The organism is Rossellomorea sp. RS05 (assembly GCF_039822645.1).
Taxonomy (GTDB): domain Bacteria; phylum Bacillota; class Bacilli; order Bacillales; family Bacillaceae_B; genus Rossellomorea; species Rossellomorea marisflavi_B.
Map to the genome: position 1 here is coordinate 61413 of NZ_JBDKWY010000006.1, position 23025 is coordinate 84437.

The window sequence follows — 23025 nt, forward strand, 5'->3', positions numbered from 1 at the left end:
CGAAAAAGGAGTGGGTAAGGTGGAATGGATCATTGCAGGGGGCGGCATCCACGGGTGCACCATCGCAACCTATCTGATTAAGGGCAAAGGAATTCCTGCGAGTCAAATCTGTATCATAGATCCTCATAAGGGGCCCATCGAAAAGTGGAAGGACCTCACATCAAGGATTTCCATGCCGTTTTTAAGATCTCCATCCGTCCATCATTGTGATATTCATCCGTTCAGCCTCCATTACTTCAATGATGGGGGATCCGACGTCTTTTACGGGAAATACAAAAGGCCGGGTCTTGATTTCTTCAATCGTCACAGTAAAGCCATTTTCTCCAGCATCGGCTTGCAAGAGAGATGGCAGCAAGGGAGGGTACAAGGGGTCACAAAATCGGGGAACCACTGGGTGGTGGAAACCGATTCGGGATCAGTGGAAGGCAAGAATCTGGTGATTGCCACCGGGATGAATGAAAGGCTCAGTGTGCCCGAGTGGGCCGAGGAGTTGCGATCGAGTCGACCGACCCAAGTAGGGCATATCTTTCAAGAGAAGCTCCCGGTGGTCACTCCTGACATCGCCGTTGTGGGAGGCGGAATCACAGCAGCCCATCTAGTGATCAAGCTTGCTCGGGAACATCCTGGGAGAGTGGTTCAAATCAGCAGGCATCCCTATCGGGTCCATGATTTCGACAGTGATCCGGGCTGGCTCGGTCCGAAGTGTTTGAGAGGATTCCACTCACTCCCTTCGTACAAAAAAAGGAGGCAAGCCATTCACGATGCACGCCATCGCGGGTCAGTGACAAGCGAGCTCAGGCACAGGTTAAGGAGGCTGGAGGACCGTGGTGAGTACCGATTCATCGAGGATGAAGTGAAAGGAAGCGGGGTGGATGGATCGACCCTTTCGCTTTCCTTGAAGCACTCCCGGTGGGAAGGGAAAACACTGTTGCTGGCAACGGGATTTTGCCCAAAGATAATGGAAACGGAGTGGGTCCGTGAACTGGTCAGGAAGGAAGGGCTGGTATGTGCACAATGCGGATTCCCTATCGTCAACGAGCACTTGGAATGGTGCGATCACCTTTATGTATCCGGACCACTGGCCGAACTGGAGATCGGTCCCGTCGCCAGGAATATTGCAGGAGCGAGGAAAGCAGCGGAACGAATCATCGGAAGTATGTAAATGAAAAGGAGAGAGACCATTGAGAATACCAGTAACTGTATTGAGCGGCTATTTAGGATCAGGAAAAACGACGTTATTGAACCATATTCTCCACAACAGGGAGGGTAGGAAGATCGCCGTCATCGTCAATGATATGAGCGAGGTGAATATTGATGCGTCCCTTGTGAAGAAAGAGGGCTTCACCCGGACCGATGAAAAACTTGTGGAGCTTCAGAATGGATGCATCTGTTGCACGTTGCGCGAAGACCTGCTTATTGAAGTCGATCGCCTTGTGGAACAAGGGGACATTGACTATATCGTCATTGAGTCTTCGGGTATCTCCGAGCCGGTGCCTGTCGCCCAGACCTTCACGTATGCCGATGAAGCGACCGGTGTCGATCTGATCGGGAAAACAAGGCTGGATACGATGGTGACGGTGGTTGATGCCAACCGTTTCTGGCACGACTTTGCCAGTGGGGAGACGCTGCTCGATCGAAGTCAGGCAGCAGACGAGACCGATGAAAGGGAAATCGTCGACCTGCTGATCGACCAAATCGAGTTTGCCAACGTCATCCTCTTGAACAAAACCGATCTGGTTGCGGAGGAGTCTGTCAATGAGCTAAGGGCGGTCCTGAGGAAGCTCAATGCAGATGCCAGAATCATCGAATCCAGCCATGCAAGGGTCGACCTTGAAGAGGTGTTGAACACACATTCATTCCAATTCGAGTCCGCCAGCCAAAGTGCAGGATGGATCAAGGAGCTACAGGAAGAGCATGTCCCTGAAACGGATGAATACAACATCTCGTCCTTTGTCTATAGGCGGGTGAGGCCGTTCCACCCTGGTCGCTTCATGGAATGGCTTGAAGGGTGGCCGGAAGAGGTTGTAAGGGCAAAGGGCTTCTTCTGGCTTGCAAGCCGCAACGATACTGCCGGCCTTCTTTCACAAGCGGGTCCATCCATCATGATCCAAGGGGCTGGCCCATGGATTGCGACCTATCCAGAAGGTGAAATCCGCGAGCTTCTTGAAGAGGAAACCGAGCTCAAGGAAAAGTGGGATCCAGAATACGGGGATCGTATGACCGAGCTCGTCATGATCGGTATGGATATGGACCGTCACCAAATCGAGGGTTCCTTGGATCGTTGCCTTCTCACAGATGATGAGATGGGAATGGACTGGATGCAGTTCAACGATCCAATTCCTTCCTTCGTTATTCAATACTGAATGAAGAAAAGCCTGATCCCATTAAAAGGATCAGGCTTCTGTTGATTTATTTTATTGTTGGAGTCAGTTCTGGCACGACCCCTTCAAGTTCTTTCTTTACAATAGCGGCGATTTCCCGCGCTCCGTCTTTATTAAAATGCGTGTTATCCATGGCGCCGTCTGGAAAATTGGGATGCGGGTCTATCCACATATAGAGCGCTTTGGACCGGATCGGACCCAACGTATCCAGGAGCTTCAAGCTCTTCTTGTGAAGATCGATGACAGGGACGGATTGTTCCCGTGCAAGCTCCTTCATCGCTGCAGGGTAATCCCCGTGGGTGTCCAGCACAGTACCGTCGCTTCCGAATTTACTTCTCGCCACGGGCGTTATGAGGACCGGATGCGCTTTCTTTTCTTTTGCGGTTTCGATATAGCGGAGCAGATACTCCTTATAGGTGGTGAAAGGATCCGTGAATCGTCCATCCTGCTTGCTGTCATTGTGACCGAACTGGATGAAGAGATAATCCCCTTCAGCGATTTCATTTTCGATCACATCCAGTCTTCCTTCATCGATGAAGCTTTTGGAGCTGCGTCCGTTAGCGGCATGATTCCGGACCGAGATGCTCGAATCCAGAAAGGCCGGGAATTGTTGCCCCCAACCGGCTTGTGGAGCAGAAGTTTCAGGGTAATCCGCTACAGTTGAATCACCTGCAAGAAAAATGGAAAATGACATGGTTTCTCCTCCTAATGGTTGGATGGTGGACGGCAAGAATCCGTCACTTTGAGCTCAGGTTCCAGGAATAGGACCTTTTCTATATCATCTTCATTGATGACATCCATCAGGACATCTGTCAAGCGTAACGTGATGTGATCCAGTGGGACCCCGACCGTCGAGAGGGGGATGGGGGTATCGTTTTCATCTGGAAGGTTGTCGTAGCTGATGATGGAAAGGTCTTCCGGGACCTTGATTCCGCACTCTGCTGCAGCCCTCAGGATCCCCTTGGAAAGATCATGACTCCCGCTGATGATTGCCGTGGGACGTTCAACGCTTTGGAGGACCTCCTTGGCCGCGACGTACCCATCATACGGTTCAAGCTTCGGAACGTCCACGATCTGGTGTGCGAAACCGGGGAGTCCCAGTCCTTCCGCTGCCAGTTTGAAGCCCTTCGCTTTTTCATCCTGAATCGGTTTATCCAGGACCCCGATATAGCTGATGAACCGGTGACCAATGGAGGAAAGATAATTGGTCGCCATATAGACGGCCTTTTTCCGCTGGACGTCTACCGTCGGCGATGCGCTTCCTTTATCGGCAATCCCGTATGAGACGACGGGAACCGCCGATGGTGTATCAGCTTGGAGCTCCGGATTGTCATCAAAACAAAGGATGGCATCCACCTGATAGCGGTTGAAAAGATTGATGGCGAATTCTTTATCGTTGATGGAGATCAGGGTCGTATACGAGAGCTGCTCCAGCTGTGTATTCAAGCGGGTGATGAGGGAAGAGTGGGCGGTCCCTTCGATGGTCGGCCAGATGATCCCGATTGTATGGGACTTCTTCGAGACCAGGCTCCTCGCCGCTGCGTTCGGTTGATATCCGAGCTCCATGGCGATTTCGGTGATCCGCTTTTTCGTCGGTTCCTTGACAAGTGGGCTGTCCCGCAATGCTTTTGATACGGTGGAAAAGCTCACCCCCGCCGCTTTTGCTATATCTTTGATTGTGACTCCCATGGTAACCTCCAGCACTATGATGTTTTCATTATATCTCTCTGTCGGTTGTCGATACAACTCTTCATTGACAGAAAAAAGGAATGATACTATGATAATAACAACGTTGTTATTTTGTCAACAAGAGGGGGAGAATGGGATTGAACAGTTCAACGATCGTCATTCATGAACGGGACAATGTCCTGATTGCACTGAGGGATTTTGAAGCAGGGGAACGCGTGGTGGATGGCGACAGGGAAGTCGTCCTGAGGGAAGCCGTACCGGCCGGACATAAAATTGCAAGGGAACCGATCCAGAAAAATGAAAACGTTATCAAGTTCGGTATGCCGATCGGGAGGGCGTCAGAGCCGATCGACCGCGGAGATTGGATTCACACCCACAATGTGGTGACCAACCTCAAAGGGACGCTGCAGTATGACTACAAGCCCACAGATGACAAAATCGTACCGAAGCCGTCGACCAAAACCTTTCAAGGATATATCAGGGAAAACGGGGAAGTCGGGATCCGCAATGAAATCTGGATCATCAACACGGTGGGCTGCATCAATAAGACTGCGGAAATGGTGGCAAAGATGGCCGGTGATCAATTCGAAGGCATCGACGGGGTGCACAGCTTCTCTCATCTCTTCGGGTGTTCCCAGCTTGGGGACGATCTTCATAATACCCAGAAGATCCTGAGCGGCCTCGTCCACCACCCAAATGCTGCGGGCATTCTCGTCATGGGTCTCGGCTGCGAGAATAATTACATTGAAGAATTCAAGAAGGTGATTGGCGATTATGACCCACGGAGGGTGAAGTTCATCGAAGTCCAGAGTGCCGATGATGAAATCTCCGAATCTCTTGAACTCATCGAAGAGCTTGCCGACTATGCGAAGACATTCAAACGTCAGGAAGTACCCCTTTCAAAGTTGAAAGTAGGATTGAAGTGCGGCGGATCGGACGGCTTCTCCGGCATTACCGGGAACCCGCTCGTCGGAGCATTTTCCGACAGGCTCATCTCGGAAGGAGGAACCACCATCCTGACGGAAGTACCCGAGATGTTCGGGGCGGAAGAGATCCTCATGAGCCGGGCCAAAAATGGAGGGGTGTTCGAAAAGATCGTCGACCTCGTCAATGACTTCAAGGAATACTTCCTGAAGCATGGACAGAACGTCTATGAGAATCCATCTCCAGGGAATAAAAAAGGCGGAATCACGACCCTTGAAGAAAAGTCCCTCGGAAATATCCAAAAAGGCGGGTTCGGGGAGATTGCCGATGTCGTTGCCTACGGGGACCGCACAAATGGTGAAGGCCTTCATCTCGTCCAAGGACCGGGAAATGACCTCGTTTCCGTCACCGCCCTCACGGCTGCAGGTGCTCATATCGTCCTGTTCACCACGGGACGGGGAACCCCGTTCGGAGGTCCTGTACCGACAGTGAAGATCTCCACCAACTCAGCCCTTGCCCAGAAGAAGACGAATTGGATCGATTTCAATGCGGGACAGCTCATCGAAGGCAGGGGAAAGGAAGAGCTCGCCGACGAGTTCTTTGATTACATCACGATTCTCGCATCAGGGGAAGCGCGCACCCATAATGAACGACTGGGATTCAAGGAGATTTCCATTTTCAAAGACGGCGTCACGCTGTGAGAGGGAGGATTTTGTATGAAGCTTAGTAAAGAAGTACCCAACAGCTCATCCTATCAGCATCTTCCGGCCAAGGTCCTGCAGATCGGGGAAGGGAATTTCCTCAGGGGATTCATCGATTGGATGATCCAGGAAATGAACAAACAGGGCGTTTTCAACGGATCCGTCATCGCCGTGCAGCCGACGCCCCACGGAAAGGTGCTGCCGAAGCTCGCCGCACAGGATTATCTGTACACGGCGGTCTTGAGGGGCCGTAAGAATGGAGAGACCGTCGATTATCATGAAGTCATCTCATCCATCAGCGGGGGCATCAACCCCTATTCAGACTGGCCTGCCATGAAGCGGGCGGTGGAATCTGCCGACCTCCAGATCATCGTGTCCAATACGACGGAAGCCGGCATCGTCTACCAAGAGGAGCCGTATGAAGGTGATGTTTCGCCCCTTTCGTATCCCGGAAAACTTGCTGCCCTCCTGCACCACCGGTTCACGCATTACGAGGGAGCAGGGGATAAAGGGTTATACATCCTGCCGTGTGAATTGATCGAGGAGAATGGAAAGAAGCTCAAATCCATCGTGCATAGGGTAGCGGAAGACTGGGGATATTCAGAGGCCTTCTTTGAATGGCTTGACCACTCGAATGTATTCTGCGACACGCTCGTCGACCGGATCGTCACCGGTTTCCCCCGGGGGCAGGAAGCCGAATACCGAGAACGTCTCGGCTATGATGATGAGCTCATCACAGTAGGCGAACCATATCACCTGTTCGCCATCGATGCCGATGAACGATTCAAGGAAATCTTCCCCCTCCACAAAGCCGGCCTCAATGTGAAGTGGGGCGGAGTCCAGGAACAGCGGGACTTGAAGGTGGGACTCCTCAACGGTCCCCATACCCTCATGACACCCGTCGGATATCTGGCGGGGGCTGACACAGTCCTGGATGTGATGACCACCCCTTCCCTTCGCTCCTTCGTTGAGCAGGGATTCCTGGACATCCAGGAGGCCCTTCCAATGAAAGAAGAAGTCAAGAAGGAGTTTACGTCAGGAGTCGTGGACCGCTTCTTGAACCCTTATAATAAGCATTTCCTCCTCGATATCGGCATGAACTCATTTTTTAAGTACACATCGAGGCTTTTGCCCCGATTGAAGACCCATGCCGTTCGTGGGGAACTTCCTGAAACATTGGTTCTCGCCCTCGCTGCCCTGCTCGTATACTACAAGCCGATTCGCACCACTGAAAAAGGGCTGATAGCTGAAAGAGGCGAGGAAGAGTATGAGACGCGGGAAAACCCGGTAGTAAACACCCTCCTTCTTGACACGTGGCAGGCCATTGAGGAAGGTAGGATCACCATCCTTGCTGCTGTCCGTTCCATCCTCAGCCGTGAGGACATCTGGGGAGAAGATCTTGACGCAATGAATGGGCTCGCAGAACGGGTGGCTGCTCATATCGAAACGATCCTGATCGAAGGAATGGCCGCTGCCGTTAAAAAAGTAGTTGGGAGCGGTTCGGTAAAATCATAGAATGCTATAGGAAAAGACGCTCATTTGCTGGGCGTCTTTTCATGTTTGGACAAAACACGCTCGTCTAATTCTTCCGGGACACGCATACATTTCTCTATAGGCATGTCCGGGGGAGGAATTGTGAGAATGACAATGATCGGAGAATTGGTGACACTTATGCTGATGGCCTTTGCGCTTGGGATGGATGCATTCTCGATCGGCATCGGGATGGGGATGTTCCAGCTTAGGCTTAGGCAGATCCTATATATCGGTATCGTGGTCGGCATATTCCACGTGTGGATGCCGCTGCTCGGGATGATGACGGGGAAGTTCCTTTCCAACACGTTCGGGACATTTGCTACATATGCAGGAGGGATCCTCTTAATTGTTCTTGGGATCCAGATGTTCCTTTCGAGCTTCAAGGAGGAGGAGACCACGCTCGTTTCACCCGTGGGATTCGGCCTCGTCCTATTTGCACTGAGCGTCAGTCTCGACAGCTTCTCTGTCGGACTGAGCCTTGGGATCTTTGGAGCAAGAACCGTTGCCGCCGTCGCCTGTTTCGGTTTCGCCGCCACTGTCCTTACATGGGCAGGACTTCTCATTGGGAGGCGATTCCAAGGGGTCCTCGGCACCTACAGCGAAGCACTTGGCGGAAGCATACTGTTCTTATTCGGCATCAAGTTGCTTCTTCCTTTTTGAAGTCCCTGTGTGGGGCTTTTTCTTGTTGGTAGCTTGATAAAATGTATGCCGCTGCGGGCGACCACTTCATTGCAGGTAGGGGGATCTATAGATGGTATCAGAGTGTGTGGATGCTGGAGTGGTTCGTTTCATTTCGCTGCGGGCGGCCGCTTTCCTGCGGGGAGGCAGTTGAGCCGCTTCGGCTGACGCCTGCAGGGTCTCAACCTTGCCTCTGATCCACGCTGGAGTCTGCCGCCCTCCGCTTCATTACACTCTTTGGAGGATATAAGCTTAAAGTTCTGGAGGGAGAGGGGGAAAGGACTGGCTGGAAGTAGATTTATATTTTCAAGGCATAGAGGTGAATCTCTAGATGGTATCAGAGTGTGTGGATGCTGGAGTGGTTCATTTCGCTTCGGTCGACCGCTTTCCTGCGGGGAGGCAGTTGAGCCGCTTCGGCTGACGCCTGCAGGGTCTCAACCTTGCCTCTGATCCACGCTGGAGTCGGTCGCCCTCCACTTCACTACACTCTTTGGAGGGTATTAGCGTCAATAGCTTATCATCATTTTAAGGTTGAAGTGAGATTCCATTTTAAATCTTTATTCAAAGAGTAAAATCCATCCTTGGAGTCTTAACCTCTTTCTAAATAAGAGCAAAGTAGTTGGCTTCCAAACGCATCAAAAATTTTATACAATTCTCGTGAAGAATTTAAGTCCACTCTCTACCAAGAGTGAAGTGAAGCGGAGGCCGCCTGACTCCAGCGGGAAAAGAGGAAAGGTCGAGACCCCGCAAGAATGAGGAGGCTCGACTTCCTCCCCGTGGAAAGCAGGCGGCCGCAGCGAAACGGAACGTCCAGTCTGCGGCCGTCATGAGGAAGAGAATCATGCAGATTCATCCAGCTGAGACCAAAGGGAGCCATCCAAACTTGCAAAGGCCAACATCCATGCTATCCATGTCTTATCCTAGATCAAACAATCCCATGAAGAAAAACTACATTTCCACCTCCGCCATGAAACGCTCCAACCGAATAAGCATGAATGCTCTTTGTCCAAATTGGAAATTAATTTATAATAGGTAACAAGGAGGATGATCCAATGAATATTCTATTTATCTGCACAGGAAACACCTGCCGAAGCCCTATGGCTGAAGCAATCCTGAAGCATAACAACCACGAAGGAATCCAAGTGAAATCCGCAGGCGTATTTGCCATGGACGGAGCAGATGCCTCAATTCAAGCTAAAGAAGTGCTAAAAGAGAACGATATAATACATAAGCACCAATCCAGCTCCATCACACGTGAAAAACTGGACTGGGCTTCATATATTTTCACCATGACACAGGGCCATAAATGGGCGATCGTAGATCAATATCCCCATATAGCCGATAAGATCTTCACGCTGAAGGAATACGTCCTTGAGGACCCGGAAAACCTTGATGTTTCCGATCCGTATGGAGGCAGCGTTGAAATCTACCGGCATACATACAACGAACTGGATTCCTTGATCGGTCAGTTAATGGACAAACTGGAGCGTGAGTGAAGCAGACAGGGAGAGAGAAGGATGGCTAAAGGGAAAGGCTCCAAGAAAGGTCTCAGGAAGAAGATTGTACTATTCACCACACTTCTGGCAATCATCACGTATACGACGAGTGCCGCGTTCATTTATTTCATTAAACCGACATTTGCATCTGATGTAAGTGATTTCTGGTTTACCCTCGCTACTCTTGGAATGGGGATTTTCTGGTCGGGGTTCCTTGCGTATCTTGCAGCAGGGTATATCGATAAGCCTCTGCAACGATTGGAACAAGCGGCTTTGAAAGCGGCGGATGGGGACATTTCTACAGAAGTGGAACTGTCGAAATCCGATGACGAGATCCGCTCCCTCGGGATGGCGTATAACAAGATGCTGCATAATCTGCGGGAAATGGTGGCGAGCATCGACGAGAATTTCAGCAAGACCAATACGTATGTACAGGAGCTTTCCGACGCATCCGAACTTGCCTCCACTCAAGCCAATTCCGTATCCAGGACGATCAGCGAAATCTCTGCAGGTGCAGAAAGTTCAGCAGCGGCCATCCAGACAACGGCGGAATCCGTTGAAGATGTCATCCGCATTGCGCAGGAAGTACAGGATCATTCCAAATCATCTGAGAAGCTGTCGGCAACCATGGTGGCAGAATTGAATGAGAGTAAGGATGTCATCCATTCACTTGTAGAAGGAATCAACCGATTGGCTTCAGGGAATGAATCGTCCCTTGAAGCTGTGAAGCGACTCGAGGGCCACGCCCGGGAAGTCGAGCAGATCATCCAGCTTGTGGGGGACATTGCCAACCAGACCAATCTGCTTGCTCTGAATGCATCCATCGAGGCGGCAAGGGCCGGGGAGCACGGTAAGGGATTTGCGGTTGTTGCGGAGGAAGTACGTAACCTGGCTGATGAGAGCGGAAAAGCAGTGCAGGGCATTTCAGGATTGATCCAAAACATCCAGACCGAGGTCGGACTGGTAGTCGGTAAGATTACAGATCAAGTGACCACCGCCAATAAGGAAGCGGATAAAGGTGAACAGACCAATCGGGTCATCCAGAATATGACCAAAAGCATCCATGAAGTCGTCGATTCCGTCAAGACGATCTCTGTCCTCGTGGATGATCAGATGAAGAGCATCCAGCTCACGTCCAATCAATCTCAGGAAGTAGCGGCGATTGCAGAGGAAACATCCGCCGGAGCGGAAGAAGTGTCTGAAGCAACGAATGAGCAGGCAGGCGTCATGAAGAACGTGGAAGAGCTCGCCCATCAATTGAAATCACAGGCGGAGTCACTCAAAGGAACTATTACAAAATTCCATCTTTGATCCAAAAAGCACGGGGGTTCCCGTGCTTTTCCTATATAACGAAAAAAACAATTCAATTCCTTTATATAATGGGGTGCCTGTGGCAAAATAGAAGGAAAGAATGAATTGGGGGAGAACAGATGAAGATCGCAATTGCATCCGATCACGGCGGTGTGAATATCCGTGAAGAAATAAAATCATTGATGGATGAGCTTGGCCTTCAGTATGAAGACTTCGGTTGCGAATGCGGCACATCCGTGGATTATCCGGATTATGCACTGCCGGTTGCCGAAAAAGTGGCCAATGGTGAATTCGATCGAGGGATCCTCATCTGCGGAACCGGCATCGGAATGAGTATTTCTGCGAATAAAGTAAAAGGGATCCGCTGTGCCCTTGTACACGACGTGTTCAGTGCCAAAGCAACACGTGAACATAATGACAGCAATATCCTTGCCATGGGTGAGCGCGTCATCGGACCGGGACTTGCACGTGAAATCGCTAAAACTTGGCTCCAGACTGAATTTCAGGGTGGCAGGCACTCAAACCGCATTGGAAAGATCACAAGCTACGAAGAGAAGTGAGGAGAGGTCATCATGGATCACACCCAACTGAAGCAAGCGTTTCAGACTATTCTTCAGGAGTTTCATGATCAGGTTCCACTCAGAAGAGGACAGGTCCTCGTCATCGGCTGCTCTACCTCCGAGGTGATGGGGGAAAAGATCGGTACGGCAGGGACCATCGATACGGCTGAATTGATCTATGAAGAGCTAAAAGAGTACGCGGATAAATCAGGCGTATCCCTTGCCTTTCAATGCTGTGAACACTTGAACCGGGCGATTGTCATCGAACGAGAAACGGCTGAGACGAAAAATCTTGACGAAGTCACGGTCGTACCCGTGAGGAAAGCGGGTGGCGCCATGGCCACTCATGCTTATCATCGCTTTCAGGATCCCGTCATCGTTGAGCATATCAAGGCCGATGCGGGCATCGACATCGGTGATACCTTCATCGGTATGCATTTGAAGCACGTGGCCGTTCCGGTCCGGGTCAGCGTGCGCAGTCTCGGACACGCCCACGTGACCCTTGCGAGGACCCGACCTAAACTGATCGGTGGGAACCGTGCGGTCTATGAGTGAAAAGCACCCTTTTTCGGGTGTTTTTTTATGTGAACACACCTTTTTTCTCAGAAGGGATTTTGTGTAAAACCGAACATTTTTAATAAATGCTTCTTTTTATTTCGCTTTTAGCTCAATCATGTTAGAATGTGATTGAATGAATCAAAGCCCGGTAGAGCCGGGTCCATGAATTGAAGGAGGATACGTATGAGTAAGATTGCCAAGCAAGATCCGGAACTTTATGCATCGATTCAGGAAGAATTGGAACGTCAGCGTACAAAGATCGAGTTGATCGCGTCAGAGAACTTTGTCAGTGAAGCAGTCATGGAAGCCCAGGGCTCCGTGTTGACGAATAAGTACGCAGAAGGATATCCCGGCCGTCGCTATTATGGTGGGTGCGAGCATGTCGATGTGGCTGAAAACTTCGCCCGCGACCGTGCAAAAGAACTCTTCGGCGCAGAACACGTCAATGTTCAGCCTCACTCGGGTGCCCAGGCCAACATGGCAGTTTACTTTACCATCCTCGAACAGGGAGACACAGTCCTTGGTATGAACTTGTCCCATGGGGGTCACCTCACTCACGGCAGTCCGGTGAACTTCAGTGGGGTTCAATACAACTTCGTGGAGTACGGCGTAGATGAAGAGAATCAATTGATAAATTATGAAGATGTACGTCAGAAAGCACTTGAGCATAAGCCGAAGCTCATCGTTGCTGGAGCCAGTGCATACCCACGCAAAATCGATTTCGCCAAGTTCCGTGAAATCGCCGATGAAGTAGGTGCCTACCTCATGGTGGATATGGCTCACATCGCGGGCCTTGTGGCTGCAGGACTTCACCAGAATCCTGTACCATATTCCGATTTCGTTACGACAACCACACATAAAACGCTTCGCGGACCACGTGGCGGCATGATCCTATGCAAAGAAGAGTTTGCCAAGAAAATTGACAAATCCATTTTCCCTGGTATCCAAGGGGGTCCATTGATGCACGTCATCGCGGCAAAAGCTGTGGCATTCGGTGAGGCACTGCAGGATTCGTTCAAAGAGTACGCTCAAAACATCATTGATAACGCAGCCCGTCTTGGAGAAGGCCTTACGAAAGAAGGAATCAACCTTGTTTCCGGAGGATCTGACAACCATCTATTGCTGATCGACCTGCGCTCATTGAGCCTGACAGGAAAAGTGGCTGAGAAAGTCCTTGATGAGATCGGCATCACCGTGAATAAGAATACCATCCCGTTCGATCCGGAAAGCCCGTTCGTTACAAGTGGTATCCGTATCGGTACAGCAGCCGTTACATCCAGGGGCTTCAGTGCAGGAGAGATGGACGAGATCGCGTCGATCATCGCCCTTACACTGAAAAACCATGAGGATGAAACCAAACTGGAAGAAGCACGCAAGCGTGTAACGGATCTTACCAGCCGATTCGAATTGTATCCTGAGCAATAATGTGCAAGCCCCTTTGATCTTAACGGTCAAGGGGCTTTTTGCTGGACTGATAGAATCATAGAACATGTAGAATATGTAACGATTCGATTACACCCTGAATCCCGTGTTGCTCTTCAAAACGCTTTTATGTACAATTATCAGAGGTGTAAAGGAAGTCTACCGCTTATTTACATAAATCAAACTTAAAGGAGAGAGTCGAGTGGGAAAAGTATACGTATTTGATCATCCATTGATCCAACATAAGTTAACATTCATCCGTGATAAAGAAACGGGTACAAAGGAATTCCGCGAGCTGGTGGATGAGGTTGCCACACTCATGGCATTCGAAATCACACGCGACCTGCCCCTTGAAGATATCGAGGTTCAAACGCCGGTAAGCCCTGCACAGGCAAAGACCCTTGCAGGAAAGAAACTGGGGATCGTACCGATCCTGCGTGCAGGACTGGGCATGGTTGACGGGATCCTGAAGCTGATCCCTGCAGCCAAAGTAGGTCACGTCGGCCTTTACCGCGACCCGGAAACCCTCAAACCGATTGAATACTATGTAAAACTCCCAAGTGACGTAGAAGAGCGCGATTTCATCCTCGTCGATCCGATGCTTGCAACTGGGGGGTCTGCCGTCGAGGCAATCAATTCCCTTAAGAAGCGCGGTGCCCAAAGCATTCGTTTCATGTGTCTTGTTGCATGTCCTGAAGGTGTCGAAGCCATTAAAGAAGCGCATCCTGATGTGGATATCTACATTGCGGCCCTAGATGAAAAGCTCAACGAAAAAGGCTATATCGTACCTGGTCTTGGTGACGCAGGAGACCGTCTATACGGAACGAAATAAGAAGGGTGATGAAATCATTGGCCAATCCGATCAAGGTGATGACCATTTTTGGGACAAGGCCGGAAGCCATCAAGATGGCACCCCTTGTCCTTGAACTGAAGAAGTATCCGGAAAGCTTTGAAACAATCGTGACGGTTACCGCCCAGCATCGTCAAATGCTGGATCAGGTCATGTCCATCTTCGATATCAATCCTGATCACGACCTGAACATCATGAAGGACCGGCAAACATTGATTGATGTCACGACCCGTGGTCTCGAAGGGCTGGATCGTGTCATGAAGGAAGCCAAGCCCGATATCGTTCTTGTGCATGGGGATACGACGACCACCTTCGTGGCGAGTTTGGCAGCCTATTATAATCAGATTGCCGTCGGTCATGTCGAAGCCGGCCTTCGTACCTGGAACAAGTACTCGCCATTCCCGGAAGAGATGAATCGCCAGCTGACTGGTGTCATGGCTGATCTTCACTTCTCTCCTACAGACAAATCGGCGCGTAACCTTCTGGAAGAGAACAAGAAGGAAGAGAGCATCTTCATAACAGGGAATACGGCCATCGATGCTTTGAAGACGACGGTCAAAGAAGATTATCACCATGAAGTCCTCGATCGAATCGGATCAGATCGCCTAGTATTGTTGACGGCGCATCGTCGGGAAAACCTCGGACAGCCGATGAGGAATATGTTCCGTGCCATCAAGCGCCTGGTGGAAGAACAGGAAGATATCCAAGTGGTATATCCGGTGCACTTGAATCCTGCTGTACGTGAAGTGGCGGATGAAGTGTTGGGCCGGGATCCCCGCATTCATTTGATCGAACCACTTGATGTCATCGACTTCCACAACTTTGCCTCCAGGGCCCACTTGATCCTCACCGATTCCGGCGGGGTTCAAGAGGAAGCGCCATCCCTTGGAGTGCCCGTCCTTGTGCTTCGTGATACGACGGAGCGCCCGGAAGGAATCGAAGCAGGTACGCTGAAGCTTGCAGGAAATGAAGAAGAGAACATTTACAAGCTAGCCAATGAACTTCTCACCGATCCTGAAGCCCACAGCTCCATGTCAAAAGCGGCCAACCCGTACGGAGACGGACTGGCTTCATACAGGATTGCCCAGGCGATCCGCTATCACTTCGGTCATCTTGAAGATCGACCAGACTCATTCTCTCCAAATGAATGAATATAATATAGAAGGTACACGCTTGCATGCGTGTACCTTTTTTCTTTTTCGCAAAAAAATAGGCACAAACCAGTAGTTTCCTCTTTTGTCTTACCGAAATCTGTGGTATCTTAATGCTCGGGTAGTTTGCTCAGTGGTGAGCAATGTTGAGTGGAATGAATAGTTAAGTAGGATAAATGAATACATAGTGAATGATTTATGTTGTTGTGAATCGCATCAGAACAAGCTCCTTCCTCTTTTCTTATTTTGTGTTTAAAATGTGAACAATATTGGAACACTAGGATAGGTTGTGGACTTTTTACTTTGTACGCATTGACATTGATTTTACCCTATTGTATGCTTACAAAGGATATAGAATGGTAAGGTTTTCACAAAAACTTCCACAGAATGAAAACGGTTTTATATCTATATTTTTCCACTATAATTCCTGTGTGGGGATGACACTATGCGTCAACCAAATCGACGCCCGTATCAAGCGATGGCCTTGTATTCTGCCATTCTGTCTCAGCTGGTTGGTTCCATGTTAATCGGAATCTTCGGGGGGAGATGGTTGGATGGATTATGGGACACCAAACCACTATTCTTAATCATTGGACTGCTTCTCGGGTTAACAACAGGAATCTACACTATGCTTCGTACAGTCCAACATTTCTTTTCGGGAGATTAATGTTAATGCCAGAACTTCAAGAGCTCTTTAACAGGCATCGGAAGTACATACTTTTCCTCCTTTCCTTTTACGTCCTCGGTTGGGGTTTCACTTCCTATCAGTCTATTTTCCTTGGGCTCATCTTAGGGACAAGCGTAAGTCTGTTCAGCCACTGGCTGATCATGAGGAGAACGTTGCGCTTCGGAGATGCCGTCGTGGCAGGTCATAAGGTCCGGTCATTAGGTACATTCTCAAGGATGGCGGGTGCTGCATTCGTGGCGATCATCGCGATTAAGTATCCTGAATATTTCCATTTCTTGAGCGCGGTCATTGGATTAATGACAATTTATATTGTTATTATGATAGATTATTTTATTCAGCAGCTACAGCCACATAAATAGCGGGGAAGAGAGGTGAATTTCATTGCAACATGAAAATCCTACAGCTGAATTTTTGGGCCTTACATTCAACCTGGCGAACGTATTGATGATGACGGTGGCGACCGTGATCGTGTTCCTGATCGCCGTGTTGTGTACCCGCAGACTGGCGTTAAAGCCAACGGGCGCCCAGAACTTCATGGAATGGGTTATGGATTTTGTGAAGAACATCGTGAAGAGTAATATGGATTGGAAGACTGGAGGTCGCTTCCATCTGTTGGGTCTTACTCTGCTCATGTACATTTTTGTATCAAATATGCTTGGCCTTCCGTTTTCAATCGTGATCGACCATGAACTCTGGTGGAAATCTCCAACAGCCGATCCGATCGTCACGATGACACTGGCCGTAATGGTTGTTGTGTTGACTCACTACTACGCCATCAAGATGAAAGGCTTCAGTGAGTATGGTAAAGACTTCTTCAGACCGATGGGTTTCTTATTCCCGCTTAAGATCATTGAAGAATTTGCGAACACCCTCACATTAGGTCTTCGTCTTTACGGTAACATCTACGCCGGTGAGATCCTGCTTTCACTATTGATCACAGGACTCGCTCACCAGGGAATCGGCGGCTTTATCGGAGCCATCATCCCGACGCTTGCCTGGCAAGGATTCTCGGTTTTCGTCGGATCCATCCAGTCATTCATTTTCGTTATGTTAACGATGGTCTATATGTCTCATAAAGTTAGTCATGACCATTAATATATACCCTGTTCTTATTGAACAAAACAAATCAAATTTAGATTTTTATACATTAAAGGAGGAAAATTAGAATGGGTCTTTTAGCAGCAGCAATTGCAATCGGATTAGCAGCACTAGGTGCAGGTATTGGTAACGGTCTTATCGTGTCACGTACAGTAGAGGGAATCGCTCGTCAACCGGAAGCCCGCGGTATGCTTCAAACAACAATGTTCATCGGGGTTGCATTGGTTGAGGCGATTCCTATCATTGCGACAGTTATCGCGTTCATGGTATTGGGTCGATAATAATAGTTTCAGATGGCGAAGATCATTCGATGAGAACCTTCGCCATTCCTTTATGTAAAGTAACATCCTGACTTGGAATGAAAGGTCGGGCGGTCCTTTGACCTCTCAGGGGATGGGGGCGTCACGGCCATTAAATAAGGCAGTACCATATAAGGCATTGACTCTTGAAGGGAGTGAAACCGCGTGCTATCAAACGCATTTGTCCTTGGAGCCGGAGGAGGCTTCACAGGTGGAGATATTATAGTACAGCTAGTCCTGTTTCTAGTCCTTCTTGCGTTATTGAAAAAGTTTGCCTGGGGCCCGTTGATGGGCATCATGCAAGAACGTGAGAACCATATAGCAGGGGAGATCGATGCGGCAGAAAAGAGCCGTACGGAAGCAAGCAAGTACCTCGAAGAACAGCGTGAGCTATTGAAAGAGGCACGTCAGGAAGCCCTGACCCTGATCGAGAGCGCGAAGAAGCAAGGGGATGACCAACGCAGTCAGATCATCCTTGAAGCCCGCCAGGAATCAGAACGCCTGAAAGAATCAGCGAAGCGCGAAATCGAGACGCAGAAAGATCAAGCGATGGCTGCCCTGCGTGAGCAAGTGGCATCCCTATCTGTCATGATCGCGTCGAAGGTTATCGAGAAGGAGCTTTCGGTTGAAGATCAGGAACAATTGATCAACGACTACATCAAAGAGGCAGGAGATCAGCGATGAGCAGCTCCACAGTCGCAAAACGCTATGCACTTGCCCTCTTTCAAATCGCCCAGGAGCAACTGAAACTTGAAGCGATCGAAGAAGAGCTCCGCGCAGTGAAAACCGTTTTTACAGAAAACAAAGAATTGAACAGTCTGCTTGAGAATCCGAAGCTTACGGCGGTCAAGAAGAAAACCTTGATCCAGGAATCGTTTGCGGGGGTCTCTGCACCTGTCCTGAATACATTATTACTCCTGACCGATCGTCATCGTGAAGATCAGGTCGTGGCAGTGGTCGATGCATTCATCGATCTTTCCAACGAAGCACGCGGAATCGCGGATGCCATCGTGTACTCTGTACGTCCACTGTCTGAAGATGAGAAAACAGCCGTTTCCACATCTTTTGCTAAAAAAGTAGGTAAACAATCACTTAGAATCGAGAATGTGATAGACAACAACATCCTCGGAGGCTTGAAGATCCGTATTGGGAACAGGATCTTCGATGGTACGCTTGCCGGTAAGTTGAATCGTCTGGAACGTGAACTGGTTCGTTAACTTTCGTATAAATGAGGGGTGAAATTCATGAGCATCAAGGCGGAAGAAATCAGCGCGCTGATAAAGAAGCAAATTGAGAACTATCAGTCTGAGATGAAGGTAAGCGATGTAGGTACTGTCATCCAAATCGGGGATGGTATCGCTCGTGCTCATGGCCTCGACAATGTCATGGCTGGAGAGCTTGTTGAATTTTCTACTGGTGTCATGGGTATGGCACAGAACTTAGAAGAAAACAACGTAGGTATCGTTATTCTTGGGCCTTATAAAGACATTCGTGAAGGCGATGAGGTTCGTCGTACCGGACGGATCATGGAAGTACCGGTTGGACCGGAACTTGTAGGTCGTGTTGTAAACTCACTGGGTCAACCAGTCGATGGTCTTGGACCGATTCCTACAACGAAAACACGCCCGATTGAAGGCGCAGCTCCTGGTGTAATGGATCGTAAATCCGTACATGAGCCGCTTCAAACGGGAATCAAGGCGATCGATGCACTCGTGCCGATCGGACGCGGACAGCGTGAATTGATCATCGGTGACCGTCAGACAGGTAAGACGTCTGTAGCCATCGACTCAATCCTTAATCAAAAAGATCAAGACATGATCTGTATTTATGTGGCAATCGGACAAAAGGAATCAACGGTTCGTAATGCCGTAGAAACACTGCGTAAGCATGGTGCCCTCGACTATACAATCGTCGTGACGGCATCTGCATCACAACCGGCACCGATGCTATTCCTTGCGCCTTATTGTGGAATCACGATGGGTGAAGAGTTCATGCATAATGGTAAGCATGTACTTGTTGTATATGATGACTTGTCTAAACAAGCATCGGCATACCGTGAGCTTTCCTTGCTCCTTCGCCGTCCTCCAGGTCGTGAAGCATTCCCTGGTGACGTATTCTACTTGCACTCCCGTTTGTTGGAGCGTGCAGCGAAGCTCAGCGATGCAAAAGGTGGAGGTTCCATCACGGCATTACCATTCGTTGAAACGCAAGCAGGAGATATCTCCGCTTATATCCCGACTAACGTTATTTCCATCACTGATGGACAGATTTTCTTGCAATCCGACCTATTCTTCTCCGGTGTACGTCCGGCGATCAACGCAGGTCTTTCCGTATCACGTGTAGGTGGATCCGCACAGATCAAAGCAATGAAGAAAGTATCCGGTACCCTGCGTCTTGACCTTGCAGCGTTCCGTGAGCTTGAAGCATTCTCTCAGTTCGGTTCCGACCTTGATAAAGCGACACAGGCGAAGTTGAACCGTGGAGCGCGTACAGTAGAAGTATTGAAACAGGACTTGAACAAGCCATTGACGGTTGAAAAACAAGTCATGATCTTCTACGCGCTTACAAGGGGTCATCTTGATGATATTCCGGTTGCGGATATCCGTCGCTTCGAAGGTGAAATGCTAAGCTGGCTCGACCACAACCATAAAGAATTGTTGGATCAAATCCGCACAACGAAAGGTCTTCCTGAAGACAGCGCTATGGCAGCAGCCATCGATGGATTCAAAAAGACGTTCGCGAAATCCGTATAATGTGGGTGGTGTCCTAAGGGGCACCTTCCACCTTGGGTTTAAAGGACAAGGTCTAACATTTTCAAAAAAGGGTGGTGAGAACCAGTGGCATCGTTACGCGACATTAAAACTCGTATTACGTCTACGAAGAAAACAAGTCAGATTACGAAGGCAATGGAGATGGTTTCTGCTTCCAAGCTGAACCGTGCCGAGATGAATGCGAAATCATTCGTCCCTTACATGGAAAAGATCCAGGAAGTCGTCACCTCCATTTCCCTCGGAAGCACCGACGTAACGCATCCAATGCTAGTCTCCCGCCCCGTAAAGAAAACCGGCTACTTGGTCATTACGTCTGACCGCGGTTTGGCGGGGGCATATAACAGCAGTGTGCTGCGTGCTGTCAGTAATACAATCCAGGAGCGTCACAGCTCCAAGGATGAATACACGATCATTGCGCTGGGGCGTATGGGCCGCGATTTCTTCTTGAAACGCGGAGATCATGTCCTTGATGGGGTCGTAGGACTGCCGGATCAGCCGAATTTTGCCGATATCAAGGATATCGCCAATAAAACGGTCACCATGTTCTCGGACGGGGCGTATGACGAGCTCTATATGTTCTACAATCACTACGTTAGTGCAATCCAGCAGGATGTAACGCAGAAGAAGGTTCTGCCGTTGACGGATCTTGAATCTACTTCTACCAAGCTTACTTCCTATGAATTTGAACCAAGTGCTGAAGAGATCCTTGAAGTCCTTCTTCCGCAATACGCAGAGAGCCTCATCTTCGGTGCACTGCTCGATGGTAAAGCCAGTGAGCATGCGGCACGTATGACGGCCATGCGAAGTGCGACGGACAACGCGAAGGAACTCATCGGTGATCTTACATTGTCTTATAACCGTGCACGTCAGGCTGCGATCACTCAGGAAATCACTGAGATCGTCGGTGGGGCGGCAGCACTCGAATAGAAAGAGACGTATCAATCGTCAAAAGCCAGTTAGGAGGGAAAGAGATGAACACAGGACATGTTCTTCAAGTAATGGGTCCGGTTGTCGATGTCAAGTTCTCTAGCGGGCAGCTACCGGATATCTACAACTCATTGAAGGTCCAAATCGCAGACCGAGGCGAACTTACACTGGAGGTTGCCCTTCACCTTGGGGATGACTCTGTGCGCACAATCGCCATGGCCTCTACAGACGGGCTACAGCGTGGAGCGACAGTACTCGATTCTGGAGCACCGATTTCTGTACCGGTAGGTGACATCACGCTTGGACGTGTATTCAACGTACTGGGTGATTCAATCGACCTGGACGAGCCTCTTCAGCAGGGAATCCGTCGTGACCCGATTCACAGACAAGCACCAACATTCGATCAGCTTTCCACAGAGGTGGAAATTCTTGAAACAGGAATCAAAGTAGTCGACTTGCTAGCGCCTTATATCAAGGGTGGTAAGATCGGTCTGTTCGGTGGAGCCGGTGTAGGTAAAACCGTTTTGATCCAGGAATTGATCAACAACATCGCCCAGGAGCACGGTGGGATCTCAGTATTCGCCGGTGTAGGGGAGCGTACTCGTGAAGGGAATGACCTTTACCACGAGATGAGCGATTCTGGTGTTATCAAGAAGACAGCGATGGTATTCGGTCAGATGAATGAGCCGCCAGGAGCACGTATGCGTGTTGCCTTGACGGGTCTGACAATGGCTGAGTACTTCCGTGATGAGCAAGGTCAGGATGTTCTATTGTTCATTGACAACATCTTCCGTTTCACGCAAGCAGGTTCAGAAGTATCCGCCCTTCTTGGACGTATGCCATCTGCCGTTGGTTACCAGCCGACACTTGCGACCGAAATGGGTCAATTACAAGAGCGTATCACATCGACGAATGTCGGTTCCGTTACATCGATCCAAGCGATCTATGTACCGGCGGATGACTATACGGATCCAGCTCCGGCAACGACGTTCGCCCACCTTGACGCGACGACGAACCTTGAGCGTAAGCTTTCGGAAATGGGTATTTACCCTGCCGTGGATCCACTTGCTTCCACTTCACGCGCCCTGTCTCCTGAAATCGTTGGAGAAGAGCATTACAGCGTAGCACGTAACGTACAGCAGACGCTTCAGCGCTACAAAGAACTTCAGGACATCATTGCGATCCTCGGTATGGATGAGCTTTCTGATGATGACAAACTGACCGTTCACCGTGCGCGTCGTGTACAATTCTTCCTTTCACAGAACTTCCACGTGGCCGAGCAGTTCACAGGACAAAAAGGTTCATACGTAGAAGTGAAAGATACAGTTAAAGCATTCAAGGATATCCTTGAGGGCAAATACGATCACATTCCTGAAGATGCATTCCGTCTGGTAGGTCCGATCGAGGACGTACTGGCTGCAGCTAAAGAAATGGGCGTAGAGGTATAATCGCGGACCAGGAGGGAACAAAATGAAGACATTAAAAGTCAATATTGTCACTCCCGATGGCCCAGTGTACGATTCAGAAGTGGACATGGTAAGTACGAAAGCTCAAAGCGGTGAGCTTGGGATCTTGCCTGGACACATTCCGATGGTTGCTCCACTACAAATCGGTGCAGTTCGCCTGAAAAAAGGTGGCGACACTGAGCTTGTAGCTGTCAGCGGCGGCTTCCTTGAAGTCCGACCTGAACAGGTGACAATTCTTGCACAATCTGCCGAGACGGCAGAAGCGATCAACATCGAACGTGCCAAGGAAGCCAAAGGACGTGCAGAAGGACGCCTTCAAGGAAGCAGGGATGACGTCGACTTCCGCCGTGCTGAACTATCCTTGAAACGTGCCATGAACAGAATCAACGTGTCAGAGCGTAACTTCTAATACGATCTTGAAAATCCACCCTGAGGCTCTCATTCCTCACGGGTGGATTTTTGTATATATAATGAAGAGACAAAAAAATATGAAAAAATCCTGCACGCTCCAATTGGCTTTAC

General features: G+C 49.6%; 24 protein-coding genes. 22 read left to right on the plus strand and 2 right to left on the minus strand.

Features of this window, described 5'->3' with window-relative positions:
• The first annotated feature begins 19 nt into the window (after positions 1-19).
• Both ABJ225_RS15335 and ABJ225_RS15340 read left to right on the plus strand, forming a co-directional pair.
• Positions 20-1162, plus strand: a complete 1143-nt coding sequence (locus ABJ225_RS15335) for a SidA/IucD/PvdA family monooxygenase (protein WP_347320983.1) — start codon at positions 20-22, stop codon at positions 1160-1162.
• A gap of 19 nt (positions 1163-1181) precedes the next feature.
• Positions 1182-2363, plus strand: coding sequence for a GTP-binding protein (locus ABJ225_RS15340; protein WP_079514271.1), 1182 nt, complete (start codon positions 1182-1184; stop codon positions 2361-2363).
• A 46-nt stretch (positions 2364-2409) separates the two neighbouring features.
• Here ABJ225_RS15340 and ABJ225_RS15345 read toward each other — a convergent pair whose 3' ends face one another.
• Positions 2410-3075, minus strand: coding sequence for a rhamnogalacturonan acetylesterase (locus tag ABJ225_RS15345; RefSeq protein WP_347320984.1), 666 nt, complete (start codon positions 3073-3075; stop codon positions 2410-2412).
• An 11-nt stretch (positions 3076-3086) separates the two neighbouring features.
• Positions 3087-4070, minus strand: a complete 984-nt coding sequence (locus tag ABJ225_RS15350; RefSeq protein ID WP_347320985.1) for a LacI family DNA-binding transcriptional regulator — start codon at positions 4068-4070, stop codon at positions 3087-3089.
• 131 nt (positions 4071-4201) lie between these two features.
• Between ABJ225_RS15350 and ABJ225_RS15355 the strand changes: the two genes are divergently transcribed.
• From ABJ225_RS15355 to ABJ225_RS15450, 20 genes are all read left to right on the plus strand, one after another.
• A complete protein-coding gene (locus ABJ225_RS15355) occupies positions 4202-5695 on the plus strand; it encodes a UxaA family hydrolase (RefSeq protein ID WP_481900632.1) in 1494 nt (497 codons plus the stop codon).
• A gap of 15 nt (positions 5696-5710) precedes the next feature.
• On the plus strand, positions 5711-7210 hold the full coding sequence (locus ABJ225_RS15360) for a tagaturonate reductase (protein WP_347320987.1): 1500 nt from the start codon (positions 5711-5713) through the stop codon (positions 7208-7210).
• 132 nt (positions 7211-7342) lie between these two features.
• On the plus strand, positions 7343-7888 hold the full coding sequence (locus tag ABJ225_RS15365; protein ID WP_079514545.1) for a manganese efflux pump MntP: 546 nt from the start codon (positions 7343-7345) through the stop codon (positions 7886-7888).
• 1070 nt (positions 7889-8958) lie between these two features.
• The gene (locus ABJ225_RS15370; protein ID WP_148985691.1) at positions 8959-9402 is read left to right on the plus strand and encodes a low molecular weight protein arginine phosphatase; all 444 of its coding nucleotides are present in this window, start codon (positions 8959-8961) and stop codon (positions 9400-9402) included.
• Positions 9403-9423: 21 nt separating this feature from the next.
• Positions 9424-10713, plus strand: a complete 1290-nt coding sequence (locus ABJ225_RS15375; protein ID WP_056539166.1) for a methyl-accepting chemotaxis protein — start codon at positions 9424-9426, stop codon at positions 10711-10713.
• Between the two features lie 119 nt (positions 10714-10832).
• Positions 10833-11273, plus strand: a complete 441-nt coding sequence (rpiB, locus tag ABJ225_RS15380) for a ribose 5-phosphate isomerase B (RefSeq protein WP_056539164.1) — start codon at positions 10833-10835, stop codon at positions 11271-11273.
• 12 nt (positions 11274-11285) lie between these two features.
• Complete coding sequence (locus tag ABJ225_RS15385) at positions 11286-11828, plus strand: TIGR01440 family protein (RefSeq protein ID WP_056539161.1); 543 nt, start codon at positions 11286-11288, stop codon at positions 11826-11828.
• Positions 11829-12014: 186 nt separating this feature from the next.
• The gene (locus ABJ225_RS15390) at positions 12015-13256 is read left to right on the plus strand and encodes a serine hydroxymethyltransferase (protein WP_056539158.1); all 1242 of its coding nucleotides are present in this window, start codon (positions 12015-12017) and stop codon (positions 13254-13256) included.
• Positions 13257-13455: 199 nt separating this feature from the next.
• The gene (upp, locus tag ABJ225_RS15395; protein WP_048004863.1) at positions 13456-14085 is read left to right on the plus strand and encodes a uracil phosphoribosyltransferase; all 630 of its coding nucleotides are present in this window, start codon (positions 13456-13458) and stop codon (positions 14083-14085) included.
• 17 nt (positions 14086-14102) lie between these two features.
• On the plus strand, positions 14103-15254 hold the full coding sequence (wecB, locus tag ABJ225_RS15400; protein WP_156450686.1) for a non-hydrolyzing UDP-N-acetylglucosamine 2-epimerase: 1152 nt from the start codon (positions 14103-14105) through the stop codon (positions 15252-15254).
• A 445-nt stretch (positions 15255-15699) separates the two neighbouring features.
• Positions 15700-15921, plus strand: a complete 222-nt coding sequence (locus tag ABJ225_RS15405) for an AtpZ/AtpI family protein (protein WP_347320988.1) — start codon at positions 15700-15702, stop codon at positions 15919-15921.
• A 5-nt stretch (positions 15922-15926) separates the two neighbouring features.
• Positions 15927-16301: an ATP synthase subunit I gene (locus ABJ225_RS15410; RefSeq protein WP_347320989.1), complete on the plus strand. Its 375-nt coding sequence runs from the start codon at positions 15927-15929 to the stop codon at positions 16299-16301.
• Positions 16302-16323: 22 nt separating this feature from the next.
• Entirely contained in the window at positions 16324-17037 is a 714-nt protein-coding gene (gene atpB, locus ABJ225_RS15415; protein ID WP_290031841.1) for a F0F1 ATP synthase subunit A, read from the plus strand.
• Positions 17038-17108: 71 nt separating this feature from the next.
• A complete protein-coding gene (atpE, locus tag ABJ225_RS15420; RefSeq protein ID WP_048014184.1) occupies positions 17109-17321 on the plus strand; it encodes a F0F1 ATP synthase subunit C in 213 nt (70 codons plus the stop codon).
• 183 nt (positions 17322-17504) lie between these two features.
• Positions 17505-18023 (plus strand): F0F1 ATP synthase subunit B, encoded by a 519-nt coding sequence (locus tag ABJ225_RS15425; protein ID WP_053429629.1) that lies wholly within the window; start codon positions 17505-17507, stop codon positions 18021-18023.
• The gene (locus tag ABJ225_RS15430) at positions 18020-18556 is read left to right on the plus strand and encodes a F0F1 ATP synthase subunit delta (protein WP_053429628.1); all 537 of its coding nucleotides are present in this window, start codon (positions 18020-18022) and stop codon (positions 18554-18556) included. The genes ABJ225_RS15425 and ABJ225_RS15430 overlap by 4 nt, the downstream gene beginning before the upstream one ends.
• A 27-nt stretch (positions 18557-18583) precedes the next feature.
• Complete coding sequence (atpA, locus tag ABJ225_RS15435) at positions 18584-20092, plus strand: F0F1 ATP synthase subunit alpha (RefSeq protein ID WP_056539151.1); 1509 nt, start codon at positions 18584-18586, stop codon at positions 20090-20092.
• Positions 20093-20176: 84 nt separating this feature from the next.
• Positions 20177-21037: a F0F1 ATP synthase subunit gamma gene (locus ABJ225_RS15440; protein ID WP_056539148.1), complete on the plus strand. Its 861-nt coding sequence runs from the start codon at positions 20177-20179 to the stop codon at positions 21035-21037.
• A 44-nt stretch (positions 21038-21081) separates the two neighbouring features.
• On the plus strand, positions 21082-22485 hold the full coding sequence (gene atpD / locus ABJ225_RS15445) for a F0F1 ATP synthase subunit beta (protein ID WP_053429625.1): 1404 nt from the start codon (positions 21082-21084) through the stop codon (positions 22483-22485).
• A gap of 22 nt (positions 22486-22507) precedes the next feature.
• Entirely contained in the window at positions 22508-22912 is a 405-nt protein-coding gene (locus ABJ225_RS15450; RefSeq protein WP_056539144.1) for a F0F1 ATP synthase subunit epsilon, read from the plus strand.
• Positions 22913-23025: the final 113 nt, after the last annotated feature.